Origin of the sequence: Flavobacterium sp. 1 (genome assembly GCF_002797935.1) — a bacterium.
Classification (GTDB): domain Bacteria; phylum Bacteroidota; class Bacteroidia; order Flavobacteriales; family Flavobacteriaceae; genus Flavobacterium.
In genome coordinates, this window is the sequence record NZ_PGER01000001.1 from 3,025,418 (window position 1) to 3,048,940 (window position 23,523).

Here is a 23,523-nt window from a genome sequence, read left to right on the forward strand (position 1 = left end):
TAAAATAACACCTAACAGGTTAAAAAAACCTGTTAGGATAACTGAATATATCATGCTGCAGAAATCTGCGTGAATGATTACTTCACATTAATTTATATGACTATCCGTAACTAATACCAAACAAATAGAATTAGCCACAGATTAAAAAGATTTACACAGATTTTTTCAAAAAGTGTAATGAAATCTATGAGAATCAGTGTAATCAGTGGCAAAAAAAATACATGGTATCCTTTGCGGACAGTCATATTAATTTATTTTCCTAGGAGTTCAGTGAATTTCATTTGAAACTAGCTACTGAAGCGTCGCGGATAGCCTGACTACAGATAGGAAAAAAGGCAATGACCGTAAAGAAATTAACCCTTTATTCTAACAGTGGTCAGGCCAAAATTATAAATATGAGTTCCTAAATACTGACATATTTGGAACCTTGAATGACACCTCTTTTTTCGATTGTGGAATCGATATAATGTTGGATTTCGGACTTTTTGAGTCCCCAATTTGGGGCGATGAGCAAATCCCAATCGGAGATTCCGAAGAGGCGCTGAATGACGATATCGGGGCGCAGAAGCGGGATGAGACCACAAAGCAAATCGGTGTATTGTTCCAAAGTGAAGAGCGGGAACGGGTTTCGTTTGTAATGCACGCCCATGATTGAGCCTTCGACGATGTGCAGATGATGGAATTTTACGAATTTTATTTGGGGGAAACGGTTGATTTCATTAATGTAGTTGAGCATCATTTCGCGGGTTTCCCAAGGGAATCCGAAAACGGTGTGCACGCACAAATCGATGGGGCTGTTCTTTAATAATTCTACGGCGGTTATGAATTCGGCGTGGGTACAGCCACGGTTTATTTTTTCTAAGGTTTCGTCGTATATGGACTCCATTCCCATTTCGAGGTCAACGTCGAATCGGTCGCAGTAGCTTTCGAGCAATGCCACTTTTTTGGCATCGATACAATCGGGACGCGTCCCCACCGAAAATCCGACAACCTCATCGGGATTGAAAGACAAAGCGCGGTCGTAAATTGTTTTGAGATAATCGACATGGGCGTAAGTATTGGTATTGGGTTGAAAATAGACAATGAATTGGTCGGCTTTGTATGATTTTTTGGCGCGTTCCATTCCCTGAAGCAATTGATCTTCTATCGTGGGTGCTTTTCTGGAAATATCGGGTGTGAAGGAATCAACATTGCAATAGGTACAACCGCCGTAGCCTTTTAATCCGTCGCGATTGGGACAGCTAAAATTGCCATCGACAATTACTTTGAAAACTTTTTTTCCGTTATATTTTTCGCGGAGATGCGTGCCGTAGTTGTTGTACCCTTTTTTGTTGGATTCTTTTTCTGCATTCATTCTGCAAAGTTATTCACTATTATATAGTGCCAACAATGACTTTTATCAGGGATTTTAAAATGGAGTTTCAGTAAACAATCTCTCGCCAAGACGCAAACAAAAAAACTACCCCCCAATCTTGATCATGCTCCTATTCTGAGAAAAAAGAAGCGGATTTTGGAATTTAGTATCATCGTCCATTCCGCCACGCATGGCGTGTTTGGATTTTATGTTTTGGAAGATCAACGGTTCGATTGAATCTCCAGCACGCAAGGTGTCGAGTAATGACGTTTCGGTATTCGAGAACAGACAGTTTTTCAGTTTACCGTCGGCGGTTAAACGGATGCGGTTGCAGGTACTGCAAAAAGGATTGGTCACGGAACTGATTACCGAAAAACTGCCTCGATAGGATTCAATTTTGTGATTTTTGGCAGTGTCATTCGGTTTGTCTTGGGTGCGTTCTACTTTTTGTTCGGAATAAAAAGCATTGACTTGCCCGAGGATTTCAGCATAACTCACCAATTTTTCTTTATTCCATTGATTGCCGTCAAAAGGCATAAACTCAATAAACCGAATCTGGATGTTTCGGTCTTTGGTCATTTCAATAAAATCGATGATTTCGTTGTCGTTAAAACCTTTGATAACGACTACATTCAGTTTTACCTTGAAACCGTTTACCTCAAGCAGATCGAGGTTTTCAATTAATTTCTCAAAATAATTACGACGGGTGATTTGGTTGAATTTATCTTTTTTCAAACTGTCGATACTCACGTTCAAAGTCGTAATTCCGGCTTCCCTGAAGGTATCTATGAATTCGTGAACTAAGATTCCGTTGGTTGTCAATGTTAATTCGACTCCTAGTTTTCCTAATTGTTCGATAATAGTTTTGGCATCTTTTCGTACCAAAGGCTCACCACCGGTCAATCGGATTTTGGTCACTCCCAGTTTTACGAAAGTTTTGGCAATGGTAACAATCTCGTCTGCAGTCATCAGATGCGCCCTTGGAGTAAGCGCAATCCCCTCGGCCGGCATACAATAAGTGCATCTCAAATTACAGTGTTCTGTAATCGAAATGCGGAGGTAGTTGTGCGCTCTGCCATGGTTGTCCTGCATTGGATTGATGTTATTTTCCATGGTTGAAACCATTTAATATTTTGAATAAATGTAATATGGAAGGAAATACGGCATCCATAGATTCGCTGGCTCCCGCTGTGGAACCCGGCAAAGCCATGATCAACGTATCGCCTTTGAAACCCACCACGCTTCGGGACAACATCGCATAAGGAGTTCTATCCTGTCCGTAGGAGCGAATGGCTTCCTCAATTCCCGGAATGCGTCGGTCGAGCAGTGGGATTATGGCTTCGGGAGTGACATCACGGTTGGACAAACCCGTTCCGCCTGTGAGGATAATCAAGTCTTTATTGGCGGAACATAACTTATTTATTGTTTCCTGAATATCAAGAACCTCATCCGGAATTACTGAATAACTCGAAACGCTTAATCCCAAATTTTTGATTTTATCCGAAATAACTTTTCCTGCTCGGTCTTCTTTTTTTCCACTGGAAACACTGTCCGAACAAACGATTACTGCTACCGATAAATCAAGATCGTCTTTAACTCCGTAATCTGATTTTCCTCCTTTTTTATGAAGCAGTTTTATCGTAGAAATTTCAACTTGCTTGTCGATTGGTTTTAGCATATCATACATCGTCAAGGCCACTATTGATGCGCCGTGCATGGCTTCGACCTCAACGCCTGTTCTGTAAATTGCTTTGACGGTTACTTTTATCAATACCGAATCTTCAAGCAATTCGTATTCAATTCCGGTGAATTCAATCGGCATGGGATGACAATCCGGAATGGAATTCGAGGTATTTTTTACGGCAAACAAACCTGCTGTTCGTGCTACTTCCAATACATCACCTTTTGGAACGGTTTTCTCCAAAATAGCCTGCATTGTTACCAACGAACCTACTTTTACGATTGCTTGGGCTGTAGCACTGCGCTGTGTTATTATTTTATGGGTGATATCTACCATTTATTTAGTGACTAGTGATTAGTAATTAGTTGTTAGCTATCGGCAGTCCGCTTTTAGCTTTTTAGTTACTATTAATTTTAAAATCTTCATTCTTTCTTCTTGCCTCTTTCTAAGTATTCTGCTTCCAAACATAGCTTTCGTCTTCAAAAATCTCCTTGCCAAAAACGGCAGTTTTTTCTTTGATTTCTTCCACCAAAAATTCCAAAGCTTCATACACCACTTTTCGTCTTGGTGCTGAAACAAAAACAAACAAACATATTTCGCCTGTTTTTACAATTCCTAGACTGTGGTAAATATGCAGGCAAGAAAGCTCATATTTCGCAAAAGCTACTTCCCTAATTTCGTAGAACGTTTGTTCTGCCATTTCTTCGTAGGCGGTGTATTCTATCGCGGCGACTGTTTTTCCCTCAATCACATCGGCTCGAACTTGGCCTAGAAAAATATTATGGGCACCAATCGTAGTTTTGCTTTGGTGTTTTGCAATCGAATTCCCAATGAACTCGGATGTTATCTGCCCTTGAATAAAGGAGCTTTTTTTGGGTCTATCTATCCCCTCCCCAACCCTCCCCAAAGGAGAGGGAGCCGAGGATTGAGATATATTTTCTTTTTTATCTGACATTATTTTTTATTTATTGGCCACGAATGACATTGATTTTCGCTGATTATTTATCATTTCTGTTTTTCCTATTGATATTGATATTGCTGTTAAATCTGATTTTTCAAAGATTCGATGCCTTTCGCTAAATGAAAGACGCCGACAAAACCTGATTTTTGCAAATAATTCATAGCTATTTGACTGCGCTGACCCGTTTGACAAAACAAAACGATTTCTTGATTTTTATCCAATTTCTTACTGTAATCCTCCAATCCGCCCAAAGGAATCCGAATAACATTATTTCCATTAAACTCTGGTGTTTCTTCCAATTCCCGAACGTCAATAATAACAATTCCTAACTGACTGCATTTTTCTAAAAAAGATTCTGGTGTTAAATCTTCATTTGCTTTTTTTCTGTTCAAAAGCATAGTTCCATTAATAAATCCCTTCTCAATTGCTTTTGGATTTTTGACAAAATCAATAATTTGGGTTTGAAAATGCAGGGCATCATAAATCAATAATTTACCCGACAATACCGTACCGATTTCCAATATTATCTTAAGCACTTCGGTAGCTTGAAACAGCCCCAAGGTATTAGGCAAAATACCTAAAACTCCAGATTCTGCACAATTTGGAACCGCATCCAAACTTTCTTGCTCAGGAAACAAACAACGGTAACTTGGTCCATTTTTATAATTGAATACCGAAACCTGACCTTCAAACTTATGGATTGAGGCATACACCATCGGAATTTTTTTGGCGACTGACACATCATTAATCAAATAGCGAACGGCAATCGCATCGGTGCAATCGACTATGATTTGGTATCCTTCCACAATTCTGGTGGCATTTTGTGGAGTAAAAAATTCTGAAAAAACAGTCACAGTGATTTCGGGATTGAGTTTCAAAATCGCTTTCTTGGCTGTTTCGGCTTTACTGTTGCCGCAATCTTCTAAGGTGTACAATAATTGTCTGTGCAGATTGGTTTCGTCCACCGTGTCACCATCCACAATTCCTATATTCCCTACTCCTGTCGAAGCTAGATTCTGCAAAACCGGACAGCCCAAACCGCCTGCACCAATTACCAAGACATGAGCGTCCTGCAATTTTTGCTGGCCTGCTTCTCCAATTTCTGGGAGAATTATTTGTCTGGAATAGCGTTTGGAATTTGTCATTTTAAAACATTAATTTTTTTAAACATATTAAGTCATTAAAGTTTATTTCAATTTCCCTCTTATGTTTTTCTTGACCTTAAAAATAGAAGTTCACAATAGTTTTTCTTTAAATATCTGAATTCTAAAATTCTTATCCTCCCGCGAACGGTGGCAGAAAAGCAACCACATCCTGATCTTTAATTGTGGCTCGAAAATCAACAATCGTTTGGTTAACTGCAATATTATAAGCAGTGTTTTGTATTTTTGGATAACTGCTTTCGATTTTTGATTTCAATGCCGAAACCAAAATAGTATCTTCATCGAAAGTGAATTGCTCCTCTTTCAATTGGGTGATATCAGCTAGTAAACCAAAATATTTTAGTGTTATGGTCATTTACTTAAATTTTGATATTCTTCTGGTGTGTTTATATTTTGCAATTGATGGTTCCATAATTCAGGAACTTCAATAGTTTGGTGTTTAACATCCTCAATCACCTGTCTTAATTTTAATTGGTTTCCTGCCATATGCTCCCCGAAGACAATTCGCATCGAGCGATCATAAACTCCTATTAATGGATTTATTTTATCTCCACTTTTGGTTTGCGTAATCATATATGTTTCGTCGTGGTTTTTTATCAGCCATTCTAATAATTCAGTCGAAACCAGAGGCACATCAATACTTAAAACCAGGTTGACTTTGGTTTTTGATTCCATTAACGCCGTATAAAGCCCTCCAACTGGCCCTTTGTTTTCAATGATGTCTTCCACTCTGGAAAAACCTAAAGCATCGTATTCCTTATTGGCAGATACTATCAAAATATTGGAATCTACAATTGGCTGTAAGGCATCACAAATGTGCTGAATAAATGTCTTTCCATTCAAATCCAACATCCCTTTATCGGTTCCCATACGCTGGCTTTTTCCGCCGGCCAATACTATCGCCGTTATTTTATTTTCCATAATTTGATTTATAAAGAATACTGCTTAAGCTGTTCATCCAGAAATTTCCAACAAGCAACATTGATAGCTTCAAAAGACTCAATTAATGATTTCCCGTAAGGAGTTATGACAGTTCCTCCGCCTTTATTCCCTCCGACTTGAGTCGCAATTAGCGGTTCTTTGGAAGCTTTGTTTGACGCATCGACTAATTTCCACGCTTTTTGGTATGAAATATTCATTTGCTTTGATGCTTTATTGAGCGAACCTGTGGATTCAATCAGCTTCAATAATTGAATGCGTCCCTCACTGATGAGAATTCCATCATCAGTTTCTATCCAAATTTTGCTCTTGATTTTCAAAATTGTTTCGTTTCGTTGTACTTTTGCAAATATAACGAAATGATTATTTCTAAAAAATAAAAAAATACCTCAATCGGTTATTTTTTGTTATAAAAACGATAATTGAGTCGACTTACAAACTTTTAATATAAAAACAGAAAATTAAAAAGGCTAATTATTTTAAATTTCTAACACTATATTCCATGTTCTCTTTTAACCCAGAATCCGCATTAGAAATCTACTGCATCTGAATTCTTCTTCAAAACCAAGAACTTACTCCTATTTTTAAAATCGAAAGACAAAAGTATTCCTTCTTCAAAAATAGTCCGTGAGCTCTTGCTTTTATTGAATAATTCAGCTTCGTTACGAAGTCTAATGCGGATTCTGGGTTTAAAATTTATCCGATAATTACATCAAAAAAATACACTTGAAAACAAAAAATAATTATATTCGCTCAACCATTATAACCATAAACCATTAAAAATGAACACAAAACAAGCCACTACTATAAAGGAAGTTATCCAATGTTTGGATGAGATTATTGAAAAATCAAAATTCGACCAATGTGCTATAGGATTATTTGCCACTTTGTATAGAGAAGTTACGATGCAAATAAAAAACGGTATCGAAACAGGTTTGTTCCAAAATCCTGAACGAATGGAAAAACTAGATGTTATTTTTGCCAATCGCTATTTAAAGGCCTATTACCAATTTCAAGCCAAAGAAAAATGTTCAGAATGCTGGAAATTTTCTTTTGTCAAAAGCGAAGAATATTGGCCTATTGTAGTACAGCATTTACTACTTGGAATTAATGCACATGTGAATTTAGATTTAGGAATAGCCTGCGCACAAGTCAGCACTCCTGAAAGCATTTTTGATTTACATTCTGATTATAATAAAATCAATGATATTTTAAGCAATCTAGTCAATGGTGTTGAAAAATGCTTAGTAGAAATATGGCCAACACTTACTTACATATTGAAATTATCAGGTAAAATAGACAATTTCTTTATTGACTTTAGCATGAAAACCGCAAGAGACGGTGCATGGAAATACGCTACTGAATTTGTCCTTCTTCCAGAAAATCAAAGAGAAGCCTCCATACAAGAAAGAGATATCAAAATTACCAAGATAGCCCGATTAGTATCAAATCCAGGTTATTTTGTAAGCAGTGTTTTCAAACTCATTCGATTATTTGAAAAAGGAACCGTTGCTCAAAAAATTATTGAATTAAGTAAAGTAGAATACAACCCAATAACTGAAACCGTTGTAACTCCTGAATGTGCTGTACAGCCGATTTAACCGCAAAGAACACAAAGAAAAAACGCAAGGTTCACAAAGCTTAGAGTCATAAACATCGATCAAAAACAATGAAAAAATTAATTTTTTTCTTTCTTTTAATTTCAACTTTTTTGAATGCACAACATTCTAAAAAATTGTATTTCGGACGAGGACATAATTATAGTACCGTTTATAGTTACTTTGTAGCAGAAATTTTAATATTAAACGATACAATCTTTACCCGATTTGATTATAAACTCCCAAATATAAAAGAGTGGAAAAATTATAAAAAATATAAACCAACTAAAGAAACGAGAAGAATTTCTAAAAAAGGAAATTTTTATGTTTTTATTGATTCAATAAATAGAACAGAAATATTTGAAATGCATTGTCTCAAAATTTCAAAAAAGAAAATAGTGTATTATTCTAGAAATCCAAACGGAAATATGGAAAAAGAAATTTTAATAAAAGGATTTACATTTAAACGAAAAAAATAAAACTATGAATTCAAACCGCACACAAAGAAAAACCACAAGGCTCACAAAGCTTTGCATTAATTTAATCCGTCTGAATCCGTGAAACTCGTGGCTGAATTTAAACACAAAGCACACAAAGAAAAAACGCAAGGTTTGCAAAGCTTTGCGTTCATAGCGCTTGCCTTGCGAACCTTGCGGTTAATTATCTCCTAGTTAATCTAAGCCGTTTCTTTTTCAAATCGGGCAATAACTTCCTGATAATAGTTAAATGTGGTTTTTGCGATCGATCCCCAGCTGAATTTTCGCAAAACCCTTTCACGGCCAGCTTTGCCCATAGCGTTTGCCAGTTCTGGATGATCCAGCAATAAATTTACTTTATGAGCAAATGCCTGTTGAAAAACTAATGGATTCAGCGGATTAAAATTGGTTCTCGAAACACTCTCCAGCGGAATCAAATATCCTGTTTCTCCTTCTACAATTATTTCCGGGATTCCGCCTACATGACTGCCTACAACGGGCGTTTCGCAAGCCATCGCTTCCAAATTTATAATTCCGAAAGGCTCATACAACGAAGGACAGGCAAAAACTCTGGCATGACTGTACAGCACTTTGACTTTTTCGCGGGGCAGCATTTCCGAAATTAAGATCACTCCTTTTCTTTTAGCTTTCAATTGATCGATAAGTGCTGAAGTTTCCTGAGCAATTTCTTCAGTATCGGGAGCACCGGCGCAAAGCACAATCTGGCAATCTTCATTAAAATATTGGGCTGCTTCTATCAATTGTGAAATCCCTTTTTGGCGGGTAATTCGGCCTACGAAAAGCACAAACGGAATGTTTGGATCAATTCCATATTCTCTCAATAAAGTTTCGTCAAAAGTAGGCTTGTAAAATTCAGGATCAATTCCGTTATGGATTACAGTTACTTTTTTCGGGTCAACTCCATAAGCTTCCACCACATCGGTTTTCATTTGTTCACTTACGGCAACGATTCCGTCGGCAGACTTATAGGCATTAGTTTCAATCCATCTGGACATAAAATAACCGTTACCCAGTTGCTCCACTTTCCAAGGACGGTGCGTTTCCAGACTATGCGTAGTCAATATCAACGGCACCTGTAGCAATTCTCTCGTAAAAACACCAGCCAAATGTGTGTACCAAGTATGGCAATGCACAATATCGGCTTTTGGAGTAGCCTGAGCCATTTCAACATTTCGGCTTAGGTTATGAAACATCTTGATGTGTTCGTTTTCGGCATCCGCCATTTTAGTTAAACACGAATTAATACCTTCTACGTGCATCGATTCCCGGTTTTCTTTTTGGTCACCAAAACACCGAACCTCAACTTGTCCCAATTTGGCCAATTCTTGACTCAAAAAATCAATATGTACTCCTGCTCCGCCGTAAATATTTGGAGGAAATTCGTTGGTATAAAGTGCTATCTTCATTTAGTGTGTTTTTTGATTTACAATATTTTGGAACAAACAAACAAGTCATTAAAGCATTGAACTGCATCAAAATGTCAATTTAGTAAAAATACGAAACCGTAATGTATTTACACGGAAACCTTTCATTATTTTTTTAAACTTTTTTGGGTTCAACCAATAAAAAACATAAATTTTTCACAAAAGACATCATTATTTAATGACAATAATTACAAACATTTTAACTAGTTTAGCATAATAATACCGTTTCCTTTTTCAACCAAAAAAAACAAAAATGAATCAGAAGAACTCAAATTTCTACGGATTGAATTTCGAAAAAATTGCCGATACCATTATTCGTCTTGGTGTACTCTTCCTGCTAATCGGCTGGTGTTATGATATTTTAAAACCGTTTGTTTTAATTATAATTTGGGCGATAGTTATCGCCATAGCTTTCAGTCCGGTTTACGAAAGGGTAGTGCGTTTATTTAAAGGCAGAAAAGTTTTAGCCACCATATTTGTCGCTCTCTTATTACTTACTATTTTGGTCGTTCCCAGCGTACTCATCACTCAGTCTTTATATGAAGAAATCAATAATTTCGCCCACTACTATCAAACCAATGAACACTTAATCCCGCCTCCAGGAGAAACTACCAAAAGCTGGCCAACGATAACAAAACCTATAGTAGAAATATGGGCATCTGCCTCCAAAGATATTTCCAAAGTAGCACTCAAATACTCGGAACAATTAAAAGTAGCTGGTGCATGGCTGTTGCTTTCGCTAGCCGGAATTGGCAAAGGGATTCTGCAGTTTATTGTCTCGATTGTCATTGCCATGGGACTATTATTGTATTCCGAATCGCTGGTCAAAGTTTCCAAAAATATTTTTATAAAACTGATAGGTTCCAATGGCGAGCACTATGCAGAAGTCACCGTAATTACCATCCGAAATGTGGTGAAAGGATTCTTGGGCGTAGCCTTAATTCAAGCGCTTATGATAGGAGTAGGATTCTTCATTGTTGGCGTTCCATTTGCTGGAATTTTCACGATTATCTGTCTATTTCTTGCCATAATACAAGTAGGAATTGGTCCCGTTGCCATCCCGGTAGTCATTTATATGTATTCCGTAACCGATGCCACAACCTCAACCATACTGGCGATTTGGGTTGGAATCACTTTAATTTCCGACAATATTCTAAAGCCAATATTCCTCGGAAGAGGCAATCCGCCAGCACCTATGCTGGTGATATTCCTAGGAGCCATCGGCGGATTCATTTACAACGGTTTTATTGGATTATTCTTGGGAGCGGTAATCCTGACTTTAGGCTATAAATTTTTCCTTTCATGGATCGATATCAATGAAGAACCACAAATAGAAGAATTGCAAATAGGCGAATCACAATTAGAGGCAGAAGAATAGGTCTTTATCAATCATTTCAATTTACTTCATCAGTTCGCCAAAAGATCATTTGGGCGTGCCACCATAAAAAAAAGGGAGCAACTCATCACACTGCGGTGAGTCGCTCCCTTTCCTTTATACTGTCAGGCTATACGCTCCGCAGCGGCGGATTGCTTCTATCCTTCACGCGAGTCATAAGAACTTTAATCAAAACCAGAAATATTTGTTGTTTGAATAACTCACAAAAATTTAACTATTCAATAATTCCAAAATCTTGTCCACATTTACTTCGCTGTAATCATTAATGTAAAAGTCACACGGAGGCAATTGCTCCTTTGTATGTGAGCTCAAAACGCCAACTACTTTCATCCCCGCATTAAGACCTGCCGTAACTCCCGAAAAAGAATCTTCAAAAACAACACAGTCAGACGGGGCAACACCAACGCGTTCTGCAGATTTTAGATAAACTTCCGGATTGGGTTTATGATACTGAACGTCCTGACTTGCCATCATCGAGTCCATTTTGTTTTCAATTTTTAAAGCATTTATAATCAAATCAAGATTGGCCCGCGGTGCAGATGTCGCAACAGCAGTTTTAAAACCATGAGATTTAAGTTCCTCCAAAAACTGCAGATAATATGGAATTGTCTCTACTTTATCTTTATAAATTTCACGAAACATCGATTCTTTTTCATCTTCCAATTTTTTAAGTTCATCTCCGGCAATTGAACGCTTAAAGAAATGCGTCATGATATAGCCATTATGTTTTCCGTACATATGCTCTTCAAACTCTTGTTGGGAGTGAGGAATTTGATACTTATCGAAAAATGCTTCAAAAGCCTTGCCATGATCTGGATTGGTGTGACAGATTACGCCGTCCATATCAAAAATTACACATTGCTGCTTCATTATATTTAGTTGTTGTTTTAAAAAACTGCAAGTTACAATCATTTATGTTTTTTGAAACCTAAAGCCTGAAACAAAAATTTAATTTTTCCAGCCCAACAAAGTCTTTTCAATCCATACGCTTCTCAATCCCAAAAATTTTTGGAGCTGGTTTTTGAGTCAAATTTTAAAGATATTTACGGAAAAATCCGAGGGATTTTTATTAGGTTTATGCTTTATAAGAAAACTAAAAATTTAAATACAATATATTTACAAAATGAATTATTCCTTTAGAAAAGCCACAACTTCTGAAATTCCTGCAGCATGGGATATTTTGCGACAGGCAATAGCCCGAAGAAAACAAGATGGAAGCGAGCAATGGCAGAATGGTTATCCAAATCCTGAAGTGGTTCGAAAAGACATTAAATCAGGTCAGGGATTTGTTTTGACTGATGGAGAAACTATTATAGGTTATACCGCAATATTGATAAATAACGAACCTGAATACGCAAAAATAAAAGGCGAATGGCTATCAAATAATGACTTCGTAGTATTCCACAGAGTAGCTCTTTCAGAAAATTATCTGGGAAAAGGCTTGGCAAAAAAATACTTGAATATATTGAAGAATTTGCGCTAAGCAATAACATATACAGCGTCAAAGCTGATACCAATTTTGATAATATCGCCATGCTGAAAATCTTTGAAAAATCAGGTTATAAATATTGCGGTAAAGTATATTTTAGAGGCGGTGAAAGAAAAGCATTTGAAAAAATACTCACTAAAGACAACTAAAATTCTAAAAACAGCCTACAACAAATACACCTCAACTTTATCCCCTTTTTTCAATTCATAATTTCCATCAGGAACATAAACCAGTCCATTAGCAACAGAAAAAGAATTGAGCATTGATGAATTTTGGTGCGTCAAAATTTCTGCTTCTCCGTTAGTAATATTCGCTTTCAAAAATTGAGACCGTGTATTTCTCACTTCATAATCATGGGCAATAGACAATAAAACCGCTTGCTGATAATTAGCTTCCGCACCAGATAATATTGCCAATGTAGGCAGAACATACACATAAAAACAAGTCAGGCAAGCGGCAGGGTTTCCTGGCAATGCAAAAACCATCTTGTCTTTTAATTTTCCAGCAAATAAAGGTTTTCCAGGTTTTTGATTTACTTTATAAAATAAAGTTTCCACTTCAAGTTCTTTCAAAGCCCTCGCTACAAAATCATAGTCACCAACCGATATTCCTCCAGAAACCAATACTACATCATTGGCAGTTAAAGCTTCTTGCAATTTATTTCTAGTGTTTTCAAAATCGTCATTGACTTCATATAAAGCAACTGTATCGTAATGAGCATCCATCAATGCCGATTGCAGCATAATTCCGTTGCTCTCATACACTTTCCCATATTCAAGCGATGTCCCCGGTTTGGACAGCTCATTGCCTGTAACCACAATTCCAACTTTTGGCTTTTGATAAACGCTGACTTTTGTAAAACCAAGTCCTGCCAAAAAACCAATCGCAGCTGCATTCAAAACCTTGCCTTTTTCAAGTGCTAAATCCCCTGTCGAAATTTGTTCGCCAATAGGTCTGATATTCGTTTCGGGAAGTACCAATTCATCCACTAACAATTGCCTTCCATTAGCCGTAACCTTTTCAATCTGGATCATCGCTTGTGCCGAATCGGGTACTGCTGCTCCCGTAAAAATCTTTACGGCTTGGCCGGGAAGCAGTTCAACTCTGTGAGAATCTCCCGCTTTCACTTCGCCGATAATTTCATACTGCAAAGCATCATGCAGACATAAAGCATAACCATCCATCGCCGACTGTCGAAAAGGCGGCATGTTAATTGGCGACGTCAGTGATTGTGCCAAAATATGTTTTCTCGCTTGAAAAAGAGAATACTCTGTTTGTGGCAATACTGGCAAATTTGCCTGCAATATCGAAAAGGCTTCTTGTACAGAAATCATGTGCTTGGGATTATATTGATTTTCAAAAATACGATTCGGAAATGATTATATGGTAATCATCTGTATAAAACTTAGCAAACATTCATACTTTCTTTTGTTACAAAATTTATGCATCCTGAAACAATACCTTTTGGACATCAATACTATTGCCAGCTGACATTTATCCTAAATTAAAGTTAAGCCATTAAACCTTTGTTGGTTAAATCTGTCTTACAAGTACAACTTAAAAAAAATAAACATGAAAACATTAATTATTGCCCTAGTATTTGGTATAGGAGTATCTGGATTTGCACAAGAAATCACCACAGCACCAAACAATCCCAACATGGAAAAAATGACTCCAGAACAGCGTCAGGAAAAACAGCTGGCCCGTCTAACAAAGGAATTAACACTGGACGCCAAACAACAGGAAGCCGTAGGCAAAATTTTGGCAGAGAAAAGCGCAAAAGCGCAAGAAGCAAGAGCGCAAAGAGAAACCCGTAAATCTGGCGGTCAAAAAATGACAGCCGAAGAAAGAGAAGCTTTTAAAACCAAAATGCAGGCTGAAAAAGCAGATACTGAAGCAAAAATGAAAGCCATCTTATCTGCCGATCAATATAAAAAATGGGGTGAAACAAGAGAAGAGAACAAAGACAAAATGAGAGATAAAATAAAAGAAAGAAGAGAAGAAAGAAGAGAAGAGATGTAAAAAATATAATTTCATTTACCCAAATCAAACAGCAATTCCGCTAATTAGCACGAATCAATTTGTGCTAATTAACGGAATTTTATTTAATGGTCTATTTAAAATGCTTTTGAAACTTTATCAATCGCTTGAATTGTAAAATCCAAGTCTTCATAAGTCAATGCATCAGTTATAAACCAAGTTTCATAAGCTGATGGCGCGATATAAACTCCTTCGGCTACCAGTCCGTGGAAGAATTTCTTGAAGGTTTCATTGTCTCCCGCTCCAGCAGATTGAAAATCGGTTACAGGATTGGCATCAAAATGAACTGAAATCATTGAACCAATTCTATTGATTGTAAAAACGACATTGTTTGCTTTCAAGACTCTTTCGATTCCTGCGCCTAAATAAGCTGTTTTCTCTTCCAGTCTTTTGAAAATTTCACGGTCGCTGTCTAATGCCTGCAGCATCGCCAATCCCGCCGCCATAGCCAACGGATTCCCGGACAAAGTTCCCGCTTGATAAACTGGCCCCAATGGAGCTAGGTAATTCATAATTTCGGCGCGTGCAGCAAAAGCCCCAACAGGCAATCCGCCTCCGATTACTTTTCCGAAACAAACGATATCCGCATTGATATTAAACAGTTCCTGCACACCGCCTCTGGCCAATCTGAAACCAGTCATTACTTCATCAAAAATCAGCAGAATTCCGTTTGCGGTACACAACTCGCGCAGACCTTCCAAAAATCCTTTTACCGGTGGAATACATCCCATATTTCCAGCAACAGGCTCAACAATTATAGCCGCTATTTCATTTTTATTGGCTTCAATCAAAGTTTTTACGTTTTCCAAATCATTGTATTTGGCAAGCAACGTATCTTTGGCTGTTCCAGCTGTTACACCAGGACTGTTTGGTGTTCCAAAAGTAACTGCCCCGCTTCCCGCCTGAATCAAAAATGAATCAGAATGACCGTGATAGCAACCAGCGAACTTGATGATTTTATCTCTTTTGGTGAATCCGCGAGCCAAACGCACCGCACTCATACACGCCTCTGTTCCCGAATTCACAAAACGTATTTTATCAATATTCGGAACCATAGAAACGGCAAATGCTGCGATTTGGGTTTCCAATTCGGTTGGCATCCCAAAAGATGTTCCCAACTTCGCTTTTTCAATTACGGCTTCCACCACAGGTTCATAGGCATGACCTAAAATCATTGGTCCCCATGAATTAATATAATCGATTAATCGGTTTCCGTCCTCGTCATACAAATACGCTCCTTTTGCACTTTTTACAAATATTGGCGTTCCTCCCACAGCTTTAAAAGCCCTTACCGGCGAATTTACTCCTCCTGGAATCACTTTTTCTGCTTCAGCAAAAAGCTGACTGCTTCTTTGGTATATCATTACAATTTTAGATTTTAGATTCTTGACTTTAGATTTTAGATTTAGTATTTGACTGAATACTAAAAACCGAACACTGCCAACTTACTTGACGATCAGCTTCTGTCCTATCGAAAGGGTATTCTCTGTTAAATTATTTTTCTGTTTTAATTCTTCTACGGTTAAATTGAATTTCTTAGAAACCGAATAGAAAGTATCTCCTTTTTGAATCTCATACAAACCAACTTGGTCAGTACCAAAATCATCTTGTACCAACACTTTCGTTTCTTCTTTTCTGTTGCTTTTCCCTAAAACTTTAGTATCAAATTCGTGTAAATTATACGTTTCAATATAATTAATTAATTTTTCAGGATATTTTGGGTCGGTAGCATATCCAGCATCTTTCAATCCTCTTGCCCAGGCTTCGTAATCCCCTTTTGGCAAAGTAAACAATTTAGCATACCTGTTTTTACCCGTTAAAACCATTGCGTGGTCTTTGTACGATTCCGAGGCCTGATTGTATTTTCTAAAACATTCATTTGCAGCATCGTCATCTTTATAAATTTTATCACCTGTCCAATCGTTATGGCATTTGATGCCAAAATGATTATTGGCATTCATTGCCAAATCACTTTGTCCCGCTCCTGATTCCAAAATTCCTTGTGCCAAAATAATACTTGCGGGAATTCCATACGTTTTCATATTGCTCATTGCAACACTATTGTATTGAGCGATATATCCATTAACTATTTCACTGGTCGATATTGTTTTGGAAGAAGACTGAGAAGCTGTTTTACCGCCACCTCCATTTTGAATTGGTTTGGAATACTTCCATCCCACCGGTTTTTTTGTGGTTTGAATTGTTAATTTTGAAGAACCGCAACTTATAAGAGTTGCAATCAGGAGAAATAAAAATATTTTCTTGACCATATTTTGATAATTGAAATTGATTTTTGCCGTTAGACATCAATCAATGTTTTGTTTTTATTTTTCAAAAGCGCATTCATTCCCTGAATTCCCTGTAATCCTCCGGTGTGAATCAATAGAATTTTGGCATTATTGGGAAAATAGTTTTTCTGAATTAAATCTATAACGCCAAAAACCATCTTTCCAGTATAAACTGGGTCTAATGGCACTTGTGTTTGTTTGTAAAACTGATTTATAAACTGAATCAGATCTTCATCTACCTTTCCGTAGCCTCCAAAATGATAGTCTGTTATTAATTCCCAATTTTTGCTAGCCGCAAATTTACGAATTTCATCTTTTAAAAAGTCTCCTTTTAAAGCAGGAAATCCCAAAACTTTTTGATGTGGCAACGCACTGTTAATAATTCCAGAAATGGTTCCTCCTGTTCCTACAGCACAACATACGTAATCAAACTTTGCATCTTCTTCAGTCAAAATTTCTTCGCATCCTTTTATTGCATATTTATTTGTTCCTCCCTCAGGCACTAAATAAAACGAACCAAATTTATCTTTTAGATTTGCGATAAAATCAGGCTCCGTTTTGAATCGATAAGCTTCTCTAGTCACAAACTCGAAGTGCATGCCGCATTCCTGTGCAAAACTCAAAGTTGGGTTTTCGGCAATTTTATCACCCAACTCGTCACCACGGATTACTCCAATGGTTTTGAATCCCTGCTCTTTGCCCGCATAAGCAACTGCCGAAATATGGTTGGAATAAGCTCCGCCAAAAGTGAGAAGAGTTTCTTGATTCTCTGCCTTTGCCTGAAGCAGATTGTACTTCATTTTCCTGAATTTATTTCCTGATATATAGGAGTGAAGCAAATCTTCCCGCTTTATTTCGAGTGTAACTCCATTAGGCAGTTGGTATGTTATTTTCTGGTTCAACTCTTATAGATTTATTATTTTATTACCGCTAAGGCGCAAAGGCGCAAATAAAAATAAACTTAGCGACCTTGCGTCTTTGCGGTGAAACCTTTTATTTCCTGTTTTCTCGTAAATACTTTAAAAAACAAAAAAATCTTCTCGTTTCAAGGTATTCCAAATCGAGTTCATTAGCATAAGCTTCTCTTTCAAAACTGATATTTCTATAGGCCAAATTGGCGTTTTTGTACTGCAGCAAACGTACCGCATATTCGACAAAATACCAAAGAAAAAAAGGCAAAACGAGCAATTCCATTTGTTGCCTGATGTGTATTTTTTCATGGTTTATCAGTACTTTATTATCAGAATCAAATCGGTATTTTATAAACACGAAAGGAAAAACAGTCAATCCTCGATATCCTTTCGGAATTAAATATTTGGCAACAATAACAAACATTGATTATAAAATTTATAGATTTGTAGAAGCAATTTAGTCCAAAATAAAGAAAAACACAATCGCCTAGTTGCGAATTTCAAGCATAAAACAGAATGGCAGAACAAAGTAATGAAAATAAATTAATAGAGGGCGAAGATTTTTATTATACTCCCGAAGGATACAAATGCTTTACCGAAAAATACCATTTGAAAAGAGGTCATTGCTGCAAAAGCGGTTGCCGCCATTGTCCTTATGGTTTTGATAAGAAAACAGGACTTTTGAAAAAGTAATCAGTATTCAGACTGCAGAAGGCATAATTTTGTACAATATTATCTATGGACATACTTTCTTTAAAATATAAAATTAAAATCCACAAGTCCTACCATAGGTCGGATATACGGTATCCCTAGTGGGTAATTTCTTTAAATTAAGAAAACCATTTTGATTTACGGGATGCGAGAGGGATAGAAACTAGCTACCGAAGTAGCGTGGATAGCCCGACCGCATTAAGGAAAGTGGCCGACTAACCGCAACGACGTGTAGGCCACTTATCTTAATGGGGTCTCGCCCAACTGTTGCTCATTAGAACAATTAATTTTAGATTTTAAAAACAAGAAAAATGACTTTTCAAGAACAAATACAACAAGGAATTCCTTCTATATTACCACAGCCAAAACCGTATGAAACCAACATTAACCACGCGCCGAAACGGAAAGAAATCTTGTCTGACGAAGAGAAAAAACTGTCGCTACGAAATGCTTTACGCTATTTTGACCCGAAGCACCACGCTGAATTAATCCCTGAATTTCGCAACGAACTAGAGACTTACGGTCGTATTTACATGTACCGTTTGCGTCCCGATTATAAAATGTATGCCCGCCCAATCTCGGAATATCCTGGAAAATGCGAGCAGGCCAAAGCCATTATGCTGATGATTCAGAACAATCTGGATTATGCGGTGGCGCAGCATCCGCACGAATTGATTACATATGGCGGGAACGGTGCGGTTTTCTCGAACTGGGCGCAATATTTGTTGACGATGAAATACTTATCGGAAATGACCGATGAGCAAACATTGACGATGTATTCAGGACATCCGATGGGGTTATTTCCTTCTCACAAAGAGGCACCGAGAGTTGTGGTTACCAACGGAATGGTAATCCCAAACTACTCTCAACCAGACGACTGGGAGCGAATGAATGCTTTGGGAGTTTCCCAATACGGGCAAATGACCGCAGGAAGCTATATGTACATAGGCCCGCAGGGAATTGTGCATGGAACGACAATCACGGTTTTAAACGGTTTCAGAAAAATAAAACGCAGTCCAAGGGGAGGTTTATTTGTGACTTCTGGATTGGGAGGAATGAGTGGAGCACAACCTAAAGCGGGAAATATTGCGGGCTGTATCACGGTTTGTGCCGAGGTAAATGCTAAAATTACTCACATTCGTCACAGTCAAGGCTGGATAAATGAAGTAGTTGAAAACATTGATAATTTGGTTAAAAGAGTTGCTTTGGCGAAAGCCAATAACGAAATCATTTCTATAGCATACCTCGGAAACGTGGTTGATGTTTGGGAACGATTTGATGAAGAAAACCTTTATATCGATTTGGGTTCCGACCAAACTTCGCTTCACAATCCGTGGGCTGGCGGGTATTATCCGGTTGGAATTTCATTTGAGGAAGCCAATGAAATGATGGCCAACAATCCTGATTTATTCAAGGAAAAAGTACAGGAAACTTTGCGTCGTCACACAACGGCCATCAACAAACATACGGCCAAAGGAACGTATTTCTTTGATTACGGAAATGCATTTTTACTGGAAGCCTCTCGTGCCGGTGCCGATATTTTAAAAGAGGAAAACATTGCTCCTCCCTCTCCTTCGGGGAGGGCTGGGGTGGGGATTGATTTCAGATATCCGAGTTATGTGCAGGACATTATGGGTCCTATGTGTTTTGATTATGGTTTTGGGCCTTTCCGTTGGGTTTGTACTTCCGGAAAGCCTGAAGATTTAGCCAAAACCGATGCTATTGCCTGTCACGTTTTGGAAGAAATGACTAAAACCGCTCCAATAGAAATTCAGCAGCAAATGCAGGATAATATTCAGTGGATAAAAGGTGCACAAGAAAATAAATTGGTTGTGGGTTCACAAGCCCGAATCCTTTATGCCGATGCCGAAGGCCGTGTAAAAATTGCCGAAGCTTTCAATCAGGCGATTGCCAAAGATGAAATAGGAGCGGTTGTTTTGGGCCGTGATCATCACGATGTTTCTGGCACGGATTCCCCTTACCGAGAAACTTCCAATATTTATGACGGATCTCGTTTCACGGCTGATATGGCTATCCAAAACGTGATTGGAGATAGTTTCCGTGGTGCCACCTGGGTTTCCATACACAATGGCGGAGGTGTTGGCTGGGGAGAAGTTATCAACGGTGGTTTTGGAATGGTACTGGACGGTTCCAAAGAAGCTTCCCGTCGCTTGGCATCAATGCTTTTTTGGGATGTAAATAACGGAATTTCCAGAAGAAGCTGGGCTAGAAACGAAGGCGCAATTTTTGCCATAAAACGTGCGATGGAAGTCGAACCTTTATTGAAAGTGACACTACCAAATTTAGTAGATGATACATTATTGAATTAATTGATTCTTCTTAACTAATAAAAGATTATCCCAGATTACAAAGATTCCTTCTTTAATATTTTTAAAATCTATGCGAATCTATATAATTAGTGGCTAAAAAAACTTGAGAAGTCCTATTTTGAAAATTAACACTTATTTGGCTTAATTGGTACGGTTTTTGTATTAAATTTAATTCAACATTAATCATATAAAGATGAAAACTATTAAATTCTTACCCCTATTATTACTTTTCATAGTTGCCTCTTGTGACTCCGTACAAGTATATTCTGATTATGATAAATCAGCCGATTTTAAACAATATAAAACTTTCGCCTTTTTGAAATCAGGCATTGATAAAGTAGAGATTTCTGATTTGGATAAAAAAAGAATTCTGAACGCTATTGATCAGCAATTGCAAGCCAAAGGATTTACCAAAAGTGAAAACCCTGATTTATTAGTTAATATTTTTACTAAATCCCGCAAAGAAGTCAGTGTAAACCAATTCAATGCTGGTTGGGGTTATGGATGGGGCTATGGCTGGAATCCTTATATGTATGGAGGGCACACAACTGTTAGCTCTACTACTGAAGGCACTTTGTACATTGATCTTATCGATGCCAAAAAGAAAGAGCTCATTTGGCAAGGTGAAGGTATCGGAACTCTTAGCAAAGAAATGGATAGAAAAGACGAAATCGTTACTAATATAGTGACTAAAATTTTAGCACAATACCCTCCAGATCTTTCTAAAAAGAAATAGATTATTTTTTTAGTCATTCTAAAAATGAATATATTTGCAGACCAAGCAACAAAAAATGAAAAACTTAATTAACATCATCATTGTCATTATTATAATTATCATTCGATAATTATGGCGAGGTGCTATATAAATAAGTAATCAATATACAATTTATGAAACCTCCCACATCGGGAGGTTTTTTTATTTTAGAAAATAGAGAAAACCAATAAACAACAAATTATCGAGTCATTAGAATTTGATTTCGAAAGCAAAACACAAAATAAAATGGAATTATTTACAGCAATACTACAAGCACAAAAACAATTAGAAAATGTAGTGCCTTCTACTCCTCTGATTGAAAACTTAAATTTATCGGAGGAATTTGAAGCAACAGTTCTGCTAAAACGTGAAGACCTGCAAATCGTTCGATCCTACAAAATAAGAGGAGCTTATAATAAAATGAGTTCTTTAACGGATGCCGAAAAAGAAAATGGAATTGTCTGTGCCAGCGCTGGAAATCATGCGCAAGGTGTTGCTTTCTCTTGTCATCTCCTAAAAATAACAGGGAAAATTTACATGCCCAAAACTACTCCAAAACAAAAAGTCAAACAAGTACAGCTGTTTGGAAAAAACTACGTAGAAATTGTTTTAACAGGAGATACATTTGACGACGCTTACGCAAAATCCGTAGCAGATGCTACCGAAAACAACAAAGCTTTCATCCACCCTTTTGATGATTTGGAAGTTATAGCAGGCCAAGGAACTGTTGGATTGGAAATTTTGGATACTTACAAGGAACCTATCGATTATGTATTTGTACCCATTGGTGGCGGCGGACTGGCATCAGGGCTTTCGACCGTATTCAAACAATTGAGTCCAAATACTAAAATCATAGGAGTAGAACCTCAAGGTGCCCCTTCGATGAAAACCTCAATTGCCAATCACAAGAACACCCCGCTGGACGCTATCGATAAGTTTGTAGATGGAGCGGCTGTAAAACAAGTGGGCGATCTGACTTTTGATATTTGCCAAAAAAACTTAAGCGACATTATACTCGTTCCCGAAGGAAAAGTGTGCACCACAATACTGCGTTTGTACAATGAAGAAGCCATGGTAGTAGAGCCTGCAGGAGCATTAACGATAGCGGCTTTGGATTTTTATAAAGAAGAAATAAAAGGAAAGACAGTTGTCTGCATTGTTAGTGGCAGCAACAACGACATCGAAAGAACCGCCGAAATAAAAGAACGCTCCTTGCTCTACGAAGGACTGATGCATTATTTTATGATTCAGTTTCCGCAGCGTCCAGGTGCTTTAAAGGAATTTGTAAACGACATTTTGGGACCTGATGATGACATTACCTATTTTCAGTTTGCCAAAAGAATAGCCGCGAGGTAGGATCGATTGTTGTTGGTATAGAATTGAAGAATCCAAATGATATTCATGCCATCAAAACCAATATGGATACTAAAGGATTTGAATACCGTTATCTGAATGAAAGACATGACCTATTCACCCAGCTGATAGGATAAATTAACAATTCCTTTTCTATCGATTTTTTAATTATAGCCTATCTTTGAAGGAGATTTTCATATAAAATATCATGACAGACAAAAACATATCAAACATAGAAGACATTAAATTATTAGTCAATACCTTTTACGCAACAGTACAGAAAGACGATTTGATTGGTGCCATTTTCAACGAAAAAATAGGTGACCGCTGGCCAGAACATTTAGAGAAAATGTACCGCTTTTGGCAAACAATTTTGCTTGAAGAACACACGTATTCCGGAAGTCCTTTTCCGCCTCACAGACAGCTTCCTGTCGAGAAAAAACACTTTAACCGCTGGATGGAAATTTTTACCGAAACAGTGGACAGTTTATTTAAAGGACCACTTGCCGAAGAAGCCAAACTAAGAGGCCAAAACATGGCCGAAATGTTCAATTACAAAATTGAGTATTTCAGACATGAAGGGAAACATCCGCTTTTGTAAATTCTTTTATAATCTAAAGACAGAAACCGTAAT

The 23,523-nt window shown here is 37.5% G+C and carries 23 protein-coding genes and 2 pseudogenes; 10 read left to right on the forward strand and 15 right to left on the reverse strand.

Features of this window, described 5'->3' with window-relative positions; translation table 11 throughout:
* Positions 1-403: 403 nt before the first annotated feature.
* From CLU83_RS12095 to CLU83_RS12130, 8 genes are all read right to left on the reverse strand, one after another.
* Positions 404-1,354 carry a TIGR01212 family radical SAM protein gene (locus CLU83_RS12095; RefSeq protein WP_100431847.1) on the reverse strand — a complete coding sequence of 317 codons (951 nt, stop codon included), beginning with the start codon at positions 1,352-1,354 and terminating at the stop codon, positions 404-406.
* A gap of 105 nt (positions 1,355-1,459) precedes the next feature.
* A complete protein-coding gene (gene moaA, locus CLU83_RS12100; RefSeq protein ID WP_100431848.1) occupies positions 1,460-2,467 on the reverse strand; it encodes a GTP 3',8-cyclase MoaA in 1,008 nt (335 codons plus the stop codon).
* Positions 2,457-3,371, reverse strand: coding sequence for a bifunctional molybdenum cofactor biosynthesis protein MoaC/MoaB (moaCB, locus tag CLU83_RS12105; protein WP_100431849.1), 915 nt, complete (start codon positions 3,369-3,371; stop codon positions 2,457-2,459). The genes moaA and moaCB overlap by 11 nt, the downstream gene beginning before the upstream one ends.
* A gap of 109 nt (positions 3,372-3,480) precedes the next feature.
* Positions 3,481-3,990, reverse strand: coding sequence for a molybdenum cofactor biosynthesis protein MoaE (locus CLU83_RS12110; RefSeq protein ID WP_100431850.1), 510 nt, complete (start codon positions 3,988-3,990; stop codon positions 3,481-3,483).
* Between the two features lie 86 nt (positions 3,991-4,076).
* Positions 4,077-5,141 carry a HesA/MoeB/ThiF family protein gene (locus CLU83_RS12115; protein ID WP_100431851.1) on the reverse strand — a complete coding sequence of 355 codons (1,065 nt, stop codon included), beginning with the start codon at positions 5,139-5,141 and terminating at the stop codon, positions 4,077-4,079.
* 130 nt (positions 5,142-5,271) lie between these two features.
* The gene (locus CLU83_RS12120) at positions 5,272-5,514 is read right to left on the reverse strand and encodes a MoaD/ThiS family protein (protein WP_100431852.1); all 243 of its coding nucleotides are present in this window, start codon (positions 5,512-5,514) and stop codon (positions 5,272-5,274) included.
* A complete protein-coding gene (locus CLU83_RS12125; RefSeq protein WP_100431853.1) occupies positions 5,511-6,080 on the reverse strand; it encodes a molybdenum cofactor guanylyltransferase in 570 nt (189 codons plus the stop codon). The genes CLU83_RS12120 and CLU83_RS12125 overlap by 4 nt, the downstream gene beginning before the upstream one ends.
* Positions 6,081-6,088: 8 nt before the next feature.
* Positions 6,089-6,418: a winged helix-turn-helix domain-containing protein gene (locus CLU83_RS12130; RefSeq protein WP_232727081.1), complete on the reverse strand. Its 330-nt coding sequence runs from the start codon at positions 6,416-6,418 to the stop codon at positions 6,089-6,091.
* Positions 6,419-6,880: 462 nt separating this feature from the next.
* Between CLU83_RS12130 and CLU83_RS12135 the strand changes: the two genes are divergently transcribed.
* Positions 6,881-7,699 (forward strand): DUF5995 family protein, encoded by an 819-nt coding sequence (locus CLU83_RS12135; protein WP_232727082.1) that lies wholly within the window; start codon positions 6,881-6,883, stop codon positions 7,697-7,699.
* A 68-nt stretch (positions 7,700-7,767) separates the two neighbouring features.
* Positions 7,768-8,175 carry a hypothetical protein gene (locus CLU83_RS12140; protein ID WP_100431855.1) on the forward strand — a complete coding sequence of 136 codons (408 nt, stop codon included), beginning with the start codon at positions 7,768-7,770 and terminating at the stop codon, positions 8,173-8,175.
* 197 nt (positions 8,176-8,372) lie between these two features.
* Here the strand turns inward: CLU83_RS12140 and glgA are convergent, their stop codons facing one another.
* Positions 8,373-9,599: a glycogen synthase gene (gene glgA / locus CLU83_RS12145; RefSeq protein ID WP_100431856.1), complete on the reverse strand. Its 1,227-nt coding sequence runs from the start codon at positions 9,597-9,599 to the stop codon at positions 8,373-8,375.
* Between the two features lie 271 nt (positions 9,600-9,870).
* Here glgA and CLU83_RS12150 point away from each other — a divergent pair, with 271 nt between their 5' ends.
* Positions 9,871-10,995 carry an AI-2E family transporter gene (locus tag CLU83_RS12150; protein WP_100431857.1) on the forward strand — a complete coding sequence of 375 codons (1,125 nt, stop codon included), beginning with the start codon at positions 9,871-9,873 and terminating at the stop codon, positions 10,993-10,995.
* A gap of 228 nt (positions 10,996-11,223) precedes the next feature.
* Here the strand turns inward: CLU83_RS12150 and CLU83_RS12155 are convergent, their stop codons facing one another.
* Positions 11,224-11,883: an HAD family phosphatase gene (locus tag CLU83_RS12155; protein WP_100433718.1), complete on the reverse strand. Its 660-nt coding sequence runs from the start codon at positions 11,881-11,883 to the stop codon at positions 11,224-11,226.
* 253 nt (positions 11,884-12,136) lie between these two features.
* Here CLU83_RS12155 and CLU83_RS12160 point away from each other — a divergent pair.
* Positions 12,137-12,651, forward strand: a pseudogene (locus tag CLU83_RS12160) (N-acetyltransferase family protein).
* A gap of 15 nt (positions 12,652-12,666) precedes the next feature.
* Here CLU83_RS12160 and glp read toward each other — a convergent pair.
* Positions 12,667-13,836 carry a gephyrin-like molybdotransferase Glp gene (gene glp, locus CLU83_RS12165; RefSeq protein ID WP_100431858.1) on the reverse strand — a complete coding sequence of 390 codons (1,170 nt, stop codon included), beginning with the start codon at positions 13,834-13,836 and terminating at the stop codon, positions 12,667-12,669.
* 238 nt (positions 13,837-14,074) lie between these two features.
* On the opposite strand from glp, the gene CLU83_RS12170 reads away from it, so the two are divergent.
* Positions 14,075-14,524 (forward strand): hypothetical protein, encoded by a 450-nt coding sequence (locus CLU83_RS12170; RefSeq protein ID WP_100431859.1) that lies wholly within the window; start codon positions 14,075-14,077, stop codon positions 14,522-14,524.
* A 95-nt stretch (positions 14,525-14,619) separates the two neighbouring features.
* Here CLU83_RS12170 and hemL read toward each other — a convergent pair whose 3' ends face one another.
* The 4 genes from hemL to CLU83_RS12190 all read right to left on the reverse strand — a co-directional run bounded on the left by hemL (position 14,620) and on the right by CLU83_RS12190 (position 18,165).
* A complete protein-coding gene (hemL, locus tag CLU83_RS12175; protein WP_100431860.1) occupies positions 14,620-15,906 on the reverse strand; it encodes a glutamate-1-semialdehyde 2,1-aminomutase in 1,287 nt (428 codons plus the stop codon).
* An 81-nt stretch (positions 15,907-15,987) separates the two neighbouring features.
* Complete coding sequence (locus CLU83_RS12180) at positions 15,988-16,812, reverse strand: glucosaminidase domain-containing protein (RefSeq protein WP_100431861.1); 825 nt, start codon at positions 16,810-16,812, stop codon at positions 15,988-15,990.
* Positions 16,813-16,841: 29 nt separating this feature from the next.
* Complete coding sequence (locus CLU83_RS12185) at positions 16,842-17,732, reverse strand: 1-aminocyclopropane-1-carboxylate deaminase/D-cysteine desulfhydrase (protein ID WP_100431862.1); 891 nt, start codon at positions 17,730-17,732, stop codon at positions 16,842-16,844.
* A 91-nt stretch (positions 17,733-17,823) separates the two neighbouring features.
* Positions 17,824-18,165, reverse strand: coding sequence for a hypothetical protein (locus CLU83_RS12190; protein ID WP_100431863.1), 342 nt, complete (start codon positions 18,163-18,165; stop codon positions 17,824-17,826).
* A 92-nt stretch (positions 18,166-18,257) separates the two neighbouring features.
* On the opposite strand from CLU83_RS12190, the gene CLU83_RS22280 reads away from it, so the two are divergent.
* The 5 genes and pseudogenes from CLU83_RS22280 to CLU83_RS12210 all read left to right on the forward strand — a co-directional run bounded on the left by CLU83_RS22280 (position 18,258) and on the right by CLU83_RS12210 (position 23,490).
* The gene (locus CLU83_RS22280; RefSeq protein WP_198512287.1) at positions 18,258-18,434 is read left to right on the forward strand and encodes a DUF5522 domain-containing protein; all 177 of its coding nucleotides are present in this window, start codon (positions 18,258-18,260) and stop codon (positions 18,432-18,434) included.
* A gap of 329 nt (positions 18,435-18,763) precedes the next feature.
* Positions 18,764-20,782 carry a urocanate hydratase gene (locus tag CLU83_RS12195; RefSeq protein ID WP_100431864.1) on the forward strand — a complete coding sequence of 673 codons (2,019 nt, stop codon included), beginning with the start codon at positions 18,764-18,766 and terminating at the stop codon, positions 20,780-20,782.
* Positions 20,783-20,975: 193 nt separating this feature from the next.
* Positions 20,976-21,518, forward strand: coding sequence for a DUF4136 domain-containing protein (locus CLU83_RS12200; protein WP_100431865.1), 543 nt, complete (start codon positions 20,976-20,978; stop codon positions 21,516-21,518).
* Positions 21,519-21,782: 264 nt separating this feature from the next.
* A pseudogene (gene ilvA / locus CLU83_RS12205) lies at positions 21,783-23,026 on the forward strand (threonine ammonia-lyase IlvA).
* Between the two features lie 71 nt (positions 23,027-23,097).
* A complete protein-coding gene (locus tag CLU83_RS12210; RefSeq protein ID WP_100431866.1) occupies positions 23,098-23,490 on the forward strand; it encodes a group III truncated hemoglobin in 393 nt (130 codons plus the stop codon).
* The last annotated feature ends 33 nt before the right edge of the window (positions 23,491-23,523 follow it).